The 14,283-nt window shown below is 53.7% G+C and carries 11 protein-coding genes; 9 read left to right on the top strand and 2 right to left on the bottom strand.

Annotated elements, in window-relative coordinates; genetic code table 11:
- Positions 1-67 precede the first annotated feature (67 nt).
- The 9 genes from SH528x_RS34955 to SH528x_RS34915 all read left to right on the top strand — a co-directional run bounded on the left by SH528x_RS34955 (position 68) and on the right by SH528x_RS34915 (position 10,592).
- The gene (locus tag SH528x_RS34955; RefSeq protein WP_442508040.1) at positions 68-1,150 is read left to right on the top strand and encodes a DUF1559 family PulG-like putative transporter; all 1,083 of its coding nucleotides are present in this window, start codon (positions 68-70) and stop codon (positions 1,148-1,150) included.
- 300 nt (positions 1,151-1,450) lie between these two features.
- Positions 1,451-2,926 (top strand): transposase, encoded by a 1,476-nt coding sequence (locus tag SH528x_RS34950; protein WP_442505179.1) that lies wholly within the window; start codon positions 1,451-1,453, stop codon positions 2,924-2,926.
- A gap of 390 nt (positions 2,927-3,316) precedes the next feature.
- Positions 3,317-4,423: a DUF1559 domain-containing protein gene (locus tag SH528x_RS34945; RefSeq protein ID WP_442508039.1), complete on the top strand. Its 1,107-nt coding sequence runs from the start codon at positions 3,317-3,319 to the stop codon at positions 4,421-4,423.
- Between the two features lie 38 nt (positions 4,424-4,461).
- Positions 4,462-4,872 (top strand): hypothetical protein, encoded by a 411-nt coding sequence (locus SH528x_RS34940; RefSeq protein ID WP_442508038.1) that lies wholly within the window; start codon positions 4,462-4,464, stop codon positions 4,870-4,872.
- Between the two features lie 317 nt (positions 4,873-5,189).
- Positions 5,190-6,467 carry a multiheme c-type cytochrome gene (locus SH528x_RS34935; RefSeq protein WP_442508037.1) on the top strand — a complete coding sequence of 426 codons (1,278 nt, stop codon included), beginning with the start codon at positions 5,190-5,192 and terminating at the stop codon, positions 6,465-6,467.
- Positions 6,468-6,471: 4 nt separating this feature from the next.
- Positions 6,472-7,644, top strand: coding sequence for a hypothetical protein (locus SH528x_RS34930; RefSeq protein ID WP_442508036.1), 1,173 nt, complete (start codon positions 6,472-6,474; stop codon positions 7,642-7,644).
- Positions 7,641-8,837 (top strand): hypothetical protein, encoded by a 1,197-nt coding sequence (locus SH528x_RS34925; protein WP_442508035.1) that lies wholly within the window; start codon positions 7,641-7,643, stop codon positions 8,835-8,837. Before SH528x_RS34930 ends, SH528x_RS34925 begins: the two co-directional genes overlap by 4 nt.
- A 340-nt stretch (positions 8,838-9,177) precedes the next feature.
- Positions 9,178-9,588 carry a hypothetical protein gene (locus SH528x_RS34920; RefSeq protein ID WP_442508034.1) on the top strand — a complete coding sequence of 137 codons (411 nt, stop codon included), beginning with the start codon at positions 9,178-9,180 and terminating at the stop codon, positions 9,586-9,588.
- 107 nt (positions 9,589-9,695) lie between these two features.
- A complete protein-coding gene (locus tag SH528x_RS34915; protein WP_442508033.1) occupies positions 9,696-10,592 on the top strand; it encodes a hypothetical protein in 897 nt (298 codons plus the stop codon).
- Between the two features lie 98 nt (positions 10,593-10,690).
- Here SH528x_RS34915 and SH528x_RS34910 read toward each other — a convergent pair whose 3' ends face one another.
- Together SH528x_RS34910 and SH528x_RS34905 are read right to left on the bottom strand one after the other, a co-directional pair.
- Positions 10,691-11,593 (bottom strand): DUF547 domain-containing protein, encoded by a 903-nt coding sequence (locus tag SH528x_RS34910; RefSeq protein ID WP_442508032.1) that lies wholly within the window; start codon positions 11,591-11,593, stop codon positions 10,691-10,693.
- Between the two features lie 150 nt (positions 11,594-11,743).
- Positions 11,744-14,161 (bottom strand): NAD(P)-binding domain-containing protein, encoded by a 2,418-nt coding sequence (locus tag SH528x_RS34905; protein WP_442508031.1) that lies wholly within the window; start codon positions 14,159-14,161, stop codon positions 11,744-11,746.
- Positions 14,162-14,283: the final 122 nt, after the last annotated feature.

Below are 14,283 nucleotides of genomic sequence, written 5' to 3'. Positions count from 1 at the left end.
ACGCCTTGCAAAAAGGGTGGTTGCCCAGCTTTTAGAACAACAATTCTTAACTGATGAAGGGATTAAATTGAGTCAACAAAATCGTGGCGTATCTCACTGCAAGCGTTCGGCATTCACGCTTGTCGAACTCTTGGTCGTGATTGCTATTATCGGAGTCCTAGTGGGACTTCTTTTGCCCGCCGTGCAGGCGGCTCGCGAAGCAGCACGCCGCATGCAATGCCAAAACAATATGAAGCAATTTGGCTTGGCGATGCATAACCATATGTCCGCGTTTGGCGCCTTTCCGCCCGGAAACGTCAACTACGACGAGCATGAGAACCGTTTCAAAACGGGAGGCTGGCAACACGGACAAGACGAATTGGGTTGGCATTGGTTGCCGATGTTGTTCCCCTACATGGAACAGCCTGCATTGTGGGAATTGGTCCAGCGCTGTGACGATGCCGTTCCCGGCCAAGCAATGAACCCCTGTGACCACTGCGAATACAGCGCAGCACTAGGGCACTTGGGGCGTGAACCCCTCGGTGCGTTCGATTCATGTCCTTCGGCGCCGGTCACTCGTGATCAGTTTTCCGATGGTGCCTATGGCTTGGAAGCGCTTGCCAAAGGCAACAACTATGCCGTCAACTGGGGTTCTGGTGACATGTTGTCGTGGGAGTCCAAGGAAACACGCGGTGCATTTGGTACCTACTTTGTCGATGAATCCAAAATTTTCAAGAACGGAGTCGCAGGCGATCGTTTTCAGAATCGAAATGGGATGAAGAGTCGCGATTTCCTCGATGGGCTGAGTAACACGATTGCGATGAGCGAAGTGATTGCAGCAGAATCCAAGACCGATATTCGCGGTGTGTGGATGTCGCCCGCGATGGGAGCGACGGTTTTCTCGACGTTCTTGAGTCCAAACTCGAGCGAGAAAGATGTGCTGGCTGCCTGTGGATCGGAAATCGATGACGATAGCAAGAAGCCCCGTTTGGCCTGTGATGAGGTGCAAGATACCGCTGCGATTTATGCTGCTGCCCGCAGTTACCACACGGGAGGTGTGAACGTGCTGATGGCGGACGGAGGCGTTCGCTTTGTCACCGATTCGGTGGATAACCTGAATGTTTGGCGACCTATGAGTACCGCTCAAAATGGTGAAATCGTGAATCAGTAATGGTTCGAGCCAAGCTAGATTGACCGACTTTTACGTCAAGTCGCAACGATTTTTCACCACATTTAAATCGCTTGCCCGGCATCATCCGGCGAGCGATTTTTTTTTGTAGCTACGCTCGCCAGAGCGTGGATGGTTGCAGTTACCTCGCCACCGACTGAACCGGGGCTAGCGCCCAAGCGCAACGCTGTGAAGCATTTTGAGCACGTAAAAAGCGGGGTTTTCACCAAGCTCCGAATATGAAAAAAGCCAGATTCCCCCCAAACACTAACTGAAACACTTCAGTCAGAAAGGAATCTGGCCATGAGTCGCAAGAAGCAGACAAAACGTAGTAAGCAAAACCAACGTCGCAAACCTAACCGCCAATCTCGTCGCAAGAACAAGACGATCTTCAACGAGGTGTGTCGTTGGATTGTTCCCAAAGGTGAATTGTTTACCAAAGATACATTTCATGGCAATATCAAATGGATGCCCGAAGAATTGGCGATCCAGGCACTCATCTGGTCTTGGCAAAATGAGATAAACGTCACCGATGCCTTCGATCAGACGATGGAAATCTGTGAAGAGCTGGGGCTTCACTGCACCGCCAAAACCTACACGGCCTTCATGAACGCATTGGATCGCTACGAATCGCTGTTCACGACGCGGCTTCGCCAGAGACATCAGTCATTGGCCCAGGAAGTGGGCGGACGTTTTTGGAGGTCCGCTGACTGGGTACTGATCGGCTTCGATGGGTCACGCGTGACGGTCCCGCGAACGGCCGCCAATGAGAAAGCTTTTTGTGCACCCAACTATGGCCGCGGCGTGCGTGCCAAATACGGAAAGAAGAAGTCCAAGGGGATGCGACGGAAGCGGAACCAGAAGAACAAACCTCAGCCACAAGAACCTCAAATCTGGGTCACGATGATGTGGCACATGAGCCTTCGTCTACCGTGGACTTGGCGTTTGGGGCCATCGAACTCAAGCGAACGAGGCCACGTCGTGGAGATGCTTAAGGAAGAGACTTTCCCGGAAAAGACACTGTTTTGTGGTGACGCGGGCTTCGTAGGTTATCCTCTGTGGAGTGCGATCCTGGCTGCCGGTGGTGACTTCCTTGTTCGTGTCGGAGCGAACGTGAAGTTGCTCAGCGAGCAGGCTGATATCAAGCAACTCGGTGGAGGTCGAGTCTTGTGTTGGCCCAAGGGGAGGATGGAATCTGGCGCCCCGCCGCTGAAGCTGCGTCTGGTGAAAGTGAAAGTTGGCAAGACGAAGATGTGGATGCTTACGAGCGTATTGAGCGCTCGTAAGCTGAGGCACAAGCAGCTCATTGGTTACTACAAAATGCGTTGGGGAATCGAAGTCGAATTCCGCGGCTTAAAACAAACCATTGACAAGCACAAACTACGTTGCCGCAACAGCGATCGGGCATTGGCGGAACTGGACTGGTCGATTCGCGCGATGGCGATTGCCGAACTGCTGGCGCTGCGAGAACAGATTCCCGAACAGCAAGACGTTCCCGAGCAAGTCGACTATGATCCGAAAAAACGAAGTTTGGCCAACACGATGCGTTGCTTGCGACGCTGCATGCGTCGCCTCGACAAATATTGCAGTGCGAGTGACAACATGCTGCACAGCCTGTCGCAAGCCCTCGTCCAGACCTATCAAGCGGGCACGGACAAGAAGGCGCGTTACCGTCCAAAGAACCCACACAAGAAACCGTTGGGCGATCCTGAAATAAGAAAACTGAACATGGAAGAACGTAAAAAACTCGCCGAATTCCATCAAAACCAAGCAGCCTAAAATGCTTCACAGCGTTGGCCCAAGCGGCTAACATCAGTACGGTGATGTCGTACTACTTCAGCAGTCTCACAAGTTGGGGGAGGGTGAACATGCTAAATGACTATCTTCGAGCGACTCCAAGAACCGCACGACCTTCAAAGAGTCGCTAGGGCTCGTTTTGTGACAGAGGGGTAAGTCTATAGCTTGTTAAATATTGCACTTTAAATTCGGCTCAGCGGGCGTTAAGTGCCCGTTAAGCCGATTCAGTGTGACCGGAGTCTTCATTCAGTAAGTGGCTGCGCATCTTAAGAATTCCTTCATCATTTCTGCGCTCAATTTCAACACGCGAACGCTTTAATCCCGCTCGTTGTTGTTGAAACATTTTGTCTCTCTCGATCAAGGAATTCGTGAATGCGGATTACTCTTAACAAGCGTTGTACTGCACAGGCACGCCAGCGATTCGGTTTTACCCTGGTAGAGCTACTCGTGGTGATCGCCATCATTGGAGTCCTGGTGGGGTTATTGCTGCCCGCCGTTCAGGCGGCACGTGAAGCAGCGCGGCGGATGCAGTGCCAAAACAATATGAAGCAGTTTGGTTTGGCGATGCACAACCACATGTCGGCGTTCGGGGCATTTCCACCGGGGAATGTCAACTATGACGAGTCGGGTAACCGCTTCAAGACAGGCGGTTGGCAGCACGGTCAGAACGAATTGGGTTGGCATTGGTTGCCGATGCTGTTCCCGTACATGGAACAGCCTGCGATGTGGGAAATGGTCCAGCGTTGTGAGGACGACCGCGGTGATGATCATACCTCCAACCCATGTGATCACTGCGAAGCGATTGACGCACTGGGAAACCTCGGACGCGAGCAGTTGACTAATTTTGACAAGTGTCCCTCGGCACCGTCGGTGAGCGGTCAATTCTCGGACGGCAGCTACGGGCTAGAGGCACTCGCTAAAGGCAATAACTATGCCGCGTGTTGGGGATCCGGCGACATGTTGTCTTGGGAGAAAAAGGAGACACGCGGCGCGTTTGGTACCTACTACGTCAATCAAGACAAAATTATCACGACAGTCGGTAGCACAACCACCGCGGGCGATCGTTTTCAAAATCGAAATGGAATGCAGAGTCGCGATTTTACCGATGGTTTGAGTAACACAATCGCGATGAGCGAGATCATTGCGGCAGAGTCACAAACCGACATTCGTGGCGTTTGGATGTCACCCGCGATGGGAGCCACCATCTTCTCGGCGTTCCAAAATCCAAACTCAAGTGAAAAAGATATTTTGGCTGCTTGTGGCGAGGATATCGCGGATGTCAGCAAGCCACGATTGGCGTGTGAAGAAGTTCGCGATACTGCAGCGATCTATGCGGCCGCACGCAGTTATCACACCGGTGGTGTGAATGTGTTGATGGCCGATGGCGGCGTTCGGTTTGTTACCGACTCGGTTGACAACCTGAATATCTGGCGACCAATGAGCACCGCTCAGAATAAAGAAGTCATTACAGAACAATAAACGAATTTGAAATCGTCGTACCTAAGGATCAAAGAATAATGAAATTGAATAATTGGTTTGCCGTCGCTCTGTTGTTGTCCGCCTCGACTTGGATCGGATGTGGTTCATCGGGTGTGGTCAAACCGACCGACGAACAGAATGCATTTGCCAGCGTGGAAGGTTTAGGTGACCTTGCCGGTGACGATCAAATGTTTGCCAGTGCGTTTGTTGCCGGAGTGGCGCCGAAAAATCGCAAAGACTATGGCGAGCGGGGCTACCAAGTCAGCGGCGAGCCTACCTTTGATGGCGATAGCGTTACCGTCCCCGTGAAAATCTTTGGCGGTGTTCACGCGACCTCCTCCGGCGATACACGTGGCGGCAAAGCCAGTTCGGTCGCCGAAACGGAACAGGTCTGGACGCTGCAACGAACCGATGGTCAGTGGAAGATCAAAGACGCTCCGCTTGGCTAAAGAATCTGTCGCTTATCGCTCCGCGATCAGAACGTTGGATCGCGGAGGACGTCGATTGAATCACTGAGGTAGCGGAACTCGTCAAGAGTTTCGATCATCCCGGAAAACGAAAGTCTTGACGACTTCCGCTACAACCGAATGCGTCACTTAATAAAGCAACGTCTGGAGCGATCCACGACATTTAGTGGCTGATAAATAACGGGCCTGTCACTGTTCGACCCGCCCCGTGATCACACAAACTGCCGGAGAACACTGCGATCAATCACGTTTCCCTTCCCTCAAGTCAGAACCCCGCCAAGAACTTCCGTGTTCGCAGCTTGCTGGGATCTGCCGCGACGCTGTTTTCGGTTATCGCTGCGGGCATGTTTTGGATGGTTTGGGATGCGTTTCAAGCAGCTCCGGTGATAGCGGATGCTGTCCCGGGAATGACCCCTTCCGCGGAGAGTCCCGCGGATGTTTCGCGACGTTTTGCTGCGAACCTTCCGCCTCGGCTCCAGCAGGCGGTATCAGGATGGAATCAATTGATTTCAGCAAACTTCGCGGGCGATCAAGCGTGTGCCGAGTGTCATGAAAAAGAATTCCAGGCCCATCTTCGCTCGGGGCACTCTCGTACGTTGACCCGGATCCATGATTTCTCGTTGGCAAGCAAACTTGCCGAGATCGGCCACTATCAAGACCCACAGCGTGACCAGAACTTTGAGTTCTCGCAAACCGAGAGTTCGTTATTGGTTCGTGATGCCACGAATGCCGCTGGCGTTGCGGTTCCCGTGACATGGTTACTCGGTTCGGGAACGCATGCACAGACTCCGATCGCGGTCGACGAAAGGACACAGAGCGGGGTGGAATTACGGTGGTCCTATTTTGCCAATCGCGATCAACTCGGTTTGACCCCGGATCATGAGCGTTTTGATGATTTTGCAGTAGGGACGATTGAATGTTTCGGCCGTCCAATGGATGCCACCGATATTCGCGCGTGTTTGGGGTGTCACAGCACTCTGACGCCGCCGCCGTCCTTGCCGATCATGAACTCGTTGGTGGTCGCCAACGTCGGCTGTGAACGTTGTCACGGGCCGCGGAAAAAACACGTCGAGCTTGCTCATCTCGGGCACGCAGAGGAAGCGAAGCCGATGCTACAGTACGAAACCGCCGAGGCTTACATGGATGCTTGCAGCACTTGCCATCGCGACGAGTCATCGGTCAAACCCGATGCGACACCCAACGAATTAGTTCGTTTTCAGCCTTATGGAATCAAACGCAGTCGCTGCTATTTGGAGAGTTCTGGCAAAATGACCTGTTCCACTTGCCACGACCCGCACGACACCGTGTCGCACAATCGTGCACTTTCGATTGATCAATGCAATCAGTGTCATGGAAATGCATCGCGGAGCGAGTGTTCGCATCACCCCGCTGGCGATTGTATTCAGTGCCACATGCCCGCGGTCGAGTGGACGGCAGGGATCTCGTTTCACGATCACTGGATCCGCATCCCAGCGGAAATTCCGGACGAGATCCCCATCGTCGATTCCGCTGTGAACCGAACCTCCTCTGGGACCCTAAACGCGAGCGATTCGCTGCACGATGACGGTGGAAAGTGATTGCATGATTGTTTCTGAAACCCAACCCAAGGCACGTTCGACGATACCCGCGGATTCAGGAAAACGCATTCGCGTGACAAACGTGGCGGATGTGCCGCAGGAAGTACGCGGTCGCGAGACTGCTCCCGCCGTACCACGTAGCACGCCGGTTTCGGCAGGATTTTTGTTTTCGCCCGCGATCGATTTATTCTTTGTCGCCAACGCGTTTTGGCCGTTGTTATTGTTGGTGGATCGTTTGGGCGGGATTGCGACACATCAAAGTTTGCTGTTCTGGCAAATCTATTTTGTGACGGCCCCACATCGCTGGATCACACTGATTTTGGTCACCGTCGATCACCATAAGGGCATCGATCGGCGAAAGCAGTTTCTCGCGTTTGGGACCGCGATTCTGATCGCATGCCTCTGTTTGAAAATGGGCACCGGATCGTTGCTGTGTTTAGGCGTGATCGATTACATCTGGAACGCTTGGCATTTTGCATCGCAACACCACGGTGTGTTTCGGATCTATCAACGCAAATCCAAGACGCCCACTGAAACGGGTTCAAAAGGCGGTTTCGGATCGGTTGCGAGCAAACCATTGGCCGTGTCATTTGAGAAAGCGGTGTTTCGCTGCTTCATGCTTTACGTGATCGCTCGCGTCGCCGGTTGGGGATGGAGCGAAGGTCCCTTCGACGGTTTTCAGTGGGTGTCGTCGGTGGATTGGTTTGTATTGGTGATTCCCGTGGCGTTTGTGGGGCGTCAGTGTTTTCAGTTATCGGTGACCGGCAAGGCATCGTTGGCGAGTGTGGCTTATTTGACGAGCGTGATGACGTTGTTCGCGTCCCTTTTGTTGGCTTCGCATTATGAAAACAACCAATGGGTGGTTCAGTTAGCACTGGCCTCGGCGATCTTTCATTCATTGGAATACATGTCGATCGTTACTTGGTCGATGAGCGGTTCGCGGGGCTCGAGCAAATCGAATGCGCTGGCGCGACTTTCCAAGATGTGGTTGTTGTTCTTGGTCATTTTTGTGGTCGTAATTGGACTTGGGAACTACCTGCTATCGCGAGGCTATTTTGAGTTGTGGGTGTTCGTCAACATTGTGGTCGCATTTTGGCATTACTGTTTTGACGGCATGATTTGGAAGTTGCGTAAACCGTCACCGGCAGCTTCCCCCGCAACGGCGATCGCATCATGACACCATCACCGTTTGAATTTCGTCGGGCCTGGCTCGTCCATTTTGGGATGGCGATGGGTGCGGTAGCCGTCTGCAGCATGCTGCTCTCAATCTCCGATGGTGTCGTGCAAGTGTTTGGGCGATGGGACGTCGTCGCCTGTGCTTTTTTGACGGCCCTGCCACTGGCGTTATGGGGGGTCCAGCAGTTTCGCGAATTTGCTCGCTGGCAGAAATTAGTCAGCGCGTTCGGATGCGTCGCCGTCGCAATGGCGATTACGGTGTTTGCCGCATCGATCACTCAGTTTCCCGACCAAAGTGTTGTCACGCTGACGGTCTGCCGTGCAGTGATCGCAATCGCCGTGATGCTGTCCCTGACGTTGGTGGGTGCGGTCGTGATGACACCGCACCGCTTACCCGTGTTGGCTGAGCAAGCGTGGCTGTCCGCTGCGATGCTAGCTGCATTGGCACTATTGATTCCGGCGGCCTATGCCGACGCGGTTGCCGACGGAATCCGTATCGATCTCGAGCGATCACTTGAAACTCGCCGGTTTGCACTGGCTAATCAACAAGCCGAACAATTCGCCCAGTTGAATCCAGGTGGCCAGGTTCATGAAAAGTCGGTGCGAAAGGTTCAGCAGGAACTTGAGGCAATCGTGGCAAAACTCAACGCGGAAGTGCGGCGACCGATCTCTGCCGAAGCATCGGTAGCTGCGTTGGGGAGTCGAATCACGGTGCTGATGCATTTGGACCGCAACGAGGAAGCGTTGCGGCTGCTTGAGCCTTTGACTCGCGGCGATCGTTTTCAGCCCATCAGTCTGGATTACAAAGGACTGTGTTTGCAGCGGTTGAATCAAATGTCGGACAGTCTCGAGGCCTATCAGGCGGCGGTGGCTTACTGGGAAACGCAACCGGCGAGCGACACCAAGCGATCAAGCCTCGCGAGTGCATGGAAGGGGATCGGGTTTGCCGCCAGACGACTTGATCAGCGAACGTTAGAGGAGCAAGCGTATCGCGAATTAGTCGCAGTCGCCCCGACTGCCGAGAGTCATTTGTTATTGGCACAGTGTTACCGCGAGCACCAAAAGACACGCTTGGCGGCGGAGCATTCGACGATGGCGATGCAGTTAGATCCTGCCATGCAATCACAATCCGAATCGATTTTGTCGTCGATGTCGATGGACCATTTTGGTTGTCTGCAAGTGCCGCGTCGCTAGCCGAACAATGTCGTTGATCGCTCGGGACGTGCGATTTATAAGTTGTTGTTGGGTGGAGTTTGTCGGTTTTGCGACGACCCACCAGTCACCTTTTGGTGATCGAGATGCCTCTCTCATCAGAAACACATGTTCGTCTGTCGGGAGACTTCCCTCCGAGTTTAGTGGCGGATTGTCCCCACGGGCGTCCATCACAGTGGTGTTCACGTTCACACTGGTGGTCGTGTGCCGGCGAAATAAATGCCCGTCTCGCGTGAGAAGCATCACAGACAACGTCGGTCGTCTCAGCTTCAATGGTTCAAACGGCTCAAGGCGTTCAAACTCATCTCAAGGAGGCGTGTGTATGTTGATGTTGAAGCTAAAACGCGGTGAAACGAGTGATGCCGTCGACGGTATTGCGATCACGGTCGATCGTGTCAATCCAGCGGAGGTTCGGTTGATTCTGACTGTCACCGAGGCGATGCACCCCGAACGTGCAATGGCGACGTTGATGGGCGTTCGGTGCCAAGGGGTTTGCCACTGGTTCTTTCCCCTCGGGGGGCCGCGTGCTCTCGTGATGCGTTGTCAAACGGGGCAAAGTATTTCGTTTGCCGACGGGACAAAAATTCGAATGCTGAACGCGGTCAACGGTTGTGTTACGGTTCGGTTGGATCGAACGATACAAGAGCAAGCGAGAGAAACACCGTTGGTTTTTGGAGCGTTTTGCGTTGTTGATCAGGGCGAAATGCAGGATGCGGAATTCGCTGCTTGTTGAGCGAGATTGTTTTTGCAGCGCATGTACACCGTGATGGGATGACTGCTGCGGACAATTGTGAGCAACAATACAGACTGCTTGCGGTGAATCGGACGATGAAAGCGTGTATGGAAACCAAAACATCATCGCGACAGCCGCGAATCGCAATGGCACGAGTGCAAACTTGTGCAGTCGTCTTCGTGGGGTGCATGGTGCTCTCGGGGTGTCACTCGCTAGGGCATCACCATCAGACTGCAACAGCGTTGTCCTATCGAGATCCGCAAACGGGAATTCGGGTGGAGCGTGGTCGTCCCAATGTCGTTTTAGATTCGATCGGTTCGGTAGCTGGGATACCGACAAAGTTGGCATTGTGGGATCGTCGCGCCGACAGCCACGATGTTTCGCCCAAAACCGAATCAGCACTGCTTCGCTACATGGACCGAAATGAATTGAATGGCAGTTTGGTCCGTATCAATCAATATGACCCGTGGGGGGAATGGAAACGGTTAACCTCAAACAAGCGGATTAGTCCGGCGTGGCGGTACACCGTAGGGGTGTACAACGGGCTGGAGTACACATTGTTGCCGGGGCGTATTTTCGGCGGCGATTGGTACAACCCGTTTACCGACACGATGCACGTCTACTCGGATATCGCGCCGCTGGCGATCTCGCGAGCGGCATATGCAAAAGACATCCGAACACAAACCTATCCTGGGACTTATGCAGCCACTCAGGAATTGCCAATCGTCGGTATGGTTCATCAGACCCGTGCGACTCGCGATGCGATGGCGTATGGGGACCAGTTCAGCAGCCCCGCAGATCGCGAAGAGATGCACCGGATCCTGTCGCCCGATTACGGCAGCAGTTGGGGAGGCCAGCTTGCATCGTTTGTGCCGTTCGGAGCCCCGCTAGGTCGCTTGGCCGGCGCGGTCGTGGGGCATGCAACGAATCGAATTCAAGGCGGCAAAGCGTCTACCCCGGACATCGCCCCCGTGGCAAGTTGCGACGATCCAGAATGTTACTAGTGCCAAAATCCTTGAGTTCCATCCGGTTTTGAACGCGGATTTCACTCGGCTTGCGTCCAATCACATCTTCTTTGGCACTCGATCGCGAGGGCAGTTATCTACTCGTTCGGAATCGAGCCCGAGCCGAATTCGCCCTTCTTGCTCGCAGGCTTGGGAGCCGCGGAGCCTGGCGGTGCTTGTGAATTCAGTGACCAATCGTAGTCAAGAAACGACACTTGAATCTCACCTCGCTCGGCCCGCTGAATCGATTGTTTCAGGTTTGCGTCGCTGACGCGTTCTGCGAGCCACGGCAGATAACCACCCACGGGATCCCAATCGCTGCCGTACCAATCGAGTAAAGGACTCAGGCTCAGCGTGTCAGCGAGAGAGTCGTAAGTTACATATCTCGTGCTGTTTGCAAATTGAACGCTCTGGTCTTGCAATTGCGTTGCTAAATGGGTGCCCACATACGCCTCGGGCCGAATTGCCGGACAACTTTTTGCCGCGCAAACCAAAGCGACGTGGATGCGAGGTTCTCGGAATCGTTTGCGGATCAGTTGATGTTCGATTTGATTTAGACTGAGGGTTTCGCCGTGCAGGATGTGTTCTTTCAAATCAAAGAACTCGGTCCCATCAACTTGGTAATTCATCACCGAGTCGCGGATCTTGTGTGTGATGACGCCGTTGATCACAAACGCGTTGTAGGCATTGCACAGCAAAGCTAATTGGTCGGCCGATGTAGTTAATTTTCCTGGGTCCGCATCGGACAGTTGTCGCAGATAGGTGCGGAACAAATGGTCGCGAGCGATAGCGTCGTAATCGACTAAGCCATTTTCAACATATGTTTTCAGCAAGTAGTCCCAAATCGCGTGATCGACGCCCGATGCGTCCGGATGTGGCGTCGGTTTGGTTGTCAGCTGGACTTGCTGAAACGCTTTACCCGCGACCACGACCGGAACGAAGAATGAAATCAGTGCGACCCAAAAGAATGGGCCATAGTAGGATGTGACTTTGCTACTCATCGAAAAAAGCTTGCGGGGTTAAAGGTTTGGGATTTTTGCTTATGCGGTAGCGAAACTCGCCAAGAGTTTCGTCGGGCACCGTAAACCGCCGAATGTCAAACGTGGCAGCGCTAGCGAGAAAGGCTAGTGTCTTTGCCCCATCGGATCGCATCAGGCAGCCGGTTGAGATGTTTGAGATGTTGGATTTGGTTTGTTGATCACCGGCAACGATCGAGGACCACTTTTGGAAGCGGGCACGTCCCCGAGATGCAGGATCTCCATCGGACAGCGGACGATGCATTCGTTGCAGCCGACGCAAGGCGAGTCTTTCAGCGTGATCGGTTCGCCTTTGAGGGCACTCGATTTAATGTCGATTCCCATTTGGCAGTACTGGTTGCACACGTTGCAATCGATGCACTTACCTTTCTCGGGCGTAATTTTGAACTGGGACCAACGTCCCCAGAAATTCATCCAAAATGCGAGCGGGCACCACATCCGGCACCACACTCGTTGCCCTAGAAATGGATACAGCCCGCTGGCGACCGCGCCGGCCAGCGCCGTTCCGACCCACACGTTGTAATAGCCCAGTGGACCTTGGAATCCATACAAATCCGCGATCGTCGCCAGCGATGCGAGGGCAATGAAAACGAATCCCATTCGCTCGAACTTGCGGGGCAGCGCTCCTTTGGGGCCGCGATGACGAAACCCATTTCCGACGGTCTCTGCCAACGCACCGCAAGAACAAATGTACGAGCAGTAAATTTTGCCCCAGCGAATCGTGACCAATGGAATCACAATGAATGTCAGCACGGCGGCCCACACAACACCGACAATGGCTACCGTGTGCCACCATGCGGGATCACCAGGTCCGACCACAGGATCGATGTTGAACGCCCCCATGTTCAAGGGCCATGCGTTTAAGGATCGAGTCAGCAGTGGTGTCCAGGGATTGCGTCCGAGGAAGACGGCTAAGAACGTCGGGATCCCCCACCAAAGCGTCCATTGGGTTGCAATGATGGTTAGGTTTCTCCGCCACACCAGTCGATGGTTTGCCTTGACGGCCCAATACAGACCGAAACCTGCAATTGCGGAAAAGTACAGCAAGTAATAAAGCCCGTAGGCGTTGCTGAAATATTTCGGGATGACTTGATAGATCCATGTGAAACCGGGCACAAAATACGGTCCCTCGCCCGCTAGCGATGGATCTAGAGTGAAGACAACTGGGGCAACCCAAGAAAAAGCGTACAGCAGGCCACCAATCACCAGCCACGAAGTGGCGTGTCGCAGCGGCACGAGCGCCGCGTGGCCTCGGGCTTGCATGTTTCCGTTAATCAACTGGATCGCCAATAGGACCAGCCACGCGATCGGCAACACCGATTTTGCTAGAAATAATAGAAAATCGAGTTGTGGGGATCCGGCGAGAGATTCCAGACCCGGGAGCAACAGTTTTCCAGCTCCGGCAACTTCGGGACGCAGCACAAAATGTTTTGAATAGAAATAGACGAACACTCCCATGCACAATCCGACGATCGACATGGCCACTCGCTTCGCGGTCCAAACGCCATCGAGTTCCAACCCCATGTCCATCAGAAAATCGACGGGCGGCAAGGTTCCGATTTGCACAACGACGTTATCGTTGGGCAGCGTGTGGCTCGTTCCATCGACGTCGATATCGAGCTCGGATTTTCGGATCGCCGTGAGGTTGCTTTTGTACAGAATCTTCACGCGACCGTCGCGTTCGGCTTGTTGAATCAATTCGCGATTTTCTTGCTTGGCACGAAACAGGTCGTCGCCTCGGTAAGAAAGCGTCACGCGATTATGGGGCATTAGCAGGAGCGCGGCTTCGATTGCGGAATTACCGCCGCCGACTACCATCACGTCCGCGTCGTGATAGTCGTCCGGTGAATGCAATCGATACGTGACTTTGTTGGCGTCGTCCGCACCGGGGCATTGCAGCAATCGCGACTCGCCCTGGCGTCCCACCGCGATCAGAACATAGCGAGTCGGAAAGGATTTGCCGGATTTTGTCTCGACTTGGAATCGTCCTTCGCTGATTTTTCGCACACGGCCAACTTCGGTGTCCTCTTTGATGTGCAGTTGCTTTTCGCTGACAAGCCGGGTGACACGATCCAGGAATTCGTCCTTGTCGAGGTCCTCGTCAAAATCGAGTTGACTTTGGTTGCGAACAAATTGCGGTTCAGCATAGACCTTCTTGCCGGGCGGAAAACCACGCACCGTACTAGCAATTTTGTTGCGTTCGAGCACAACATACCGCAGCCCTCGCTGGCGTGCTTCCATCGCTGCGGACAATCCTGCAGGACCGGCGCCGATGATTACCAGATCGAGTTGCGAATCGTCAGCGGCTCGATCGGCATTCGCTCTCGAAGCGTCATCAAACTTCATGTTGGCGATTACTTGTGCGCCTTGGTTGGCGGCCACTTTCACTAACGGAAGTCCCGTGACGTCGCCAATCACTAAGATACCTTTGACGCTCGATTCAAACCGATGATTGACGATCGGTAGGATTTCTTGAGGCGGGACGGTGGCGAAGTAAGACGACTTCTGACGGTCGGATTTTAAGGCGGTCAAAGCCGGTGTACCTCCATGTACATGAATAGTCGAAAAGGCAGTAGGCGGTTTTTAGCGGTCCCCGCTGTTAGGTGTCTGTTAGATGGATCACGCAACCGCAAATTTGGACCATCGACGACGCA

Origin of the sequence: Novipirellula methanifontis, assembly GCF_052161655.1 — a bacterium.
Lineage (GTDB): Bacteria > Planctomycetota > Planctomycetia > Pirellulales > Pirellulaceae > Novipirellula.
This window is presented reverse-complemented; position numbering and strand designations above follow the sequence as displayed.

Bases quoted from the DNA above. Each gene is read 5' to 3' on its own strand.
- SH528x_RS34910 (WP_442508032.1), bottom strand. From the start codon at position 11,593: ATGAGTAGCAAAGTCACATCCTACTATGGCCCATTCTTTTGGGTCGCA.
- SH528x_RS34930 (WP_442508036.1), top strand. From the start codon at position 6,472: ATGATTGTTTCTGAAACCCAACCCAAGGCACGTTCGACGATACCCGCG.
- SH528x_RS34915 (WP_442508033.1), top strand. From the start codon at position 9,696: ATGGAAACCAAAACATCATCGCGACAGCCGCGAATCGCAATGGCACGA.
- SH528x_RS34940 (WP_442508038.1), top strand. From the start codon at position 4,462: ATGAAATTGAATAATTGGTTTGCCGTCGCTCTGTTGTTGTCCGCCTCG.
- SH528x_RS34925 (WP_442508035.1), top strand. From the start codon at position 7,641: ATGACACCATCACCGTTTGAATTTCGTCGGGCCTGGCTCGTCCATTTT.
- SH528x_RS34945 (WP_442508039.1), top strand. From the start codon at position 3,317: ATGCGGATTACTCTTAACAAGCGTTGTACTGCACAGGCACGCCAGCGA.
- SH528x_RS34920 (WP_442508034.1), top strand. From the start codon at position 9,178: ATGTTGATGTTGAAGCTAAAACGCGGTGAAACGAGTGATGCCGTCGAC.
- SH528x_RS34950 (WP_442505179.1), top strand. From the start codon at position 1,451: ATGAGTCGCAAGAAGCAGACAAAACGTAGTAAGCAAAACCAACGTCGC.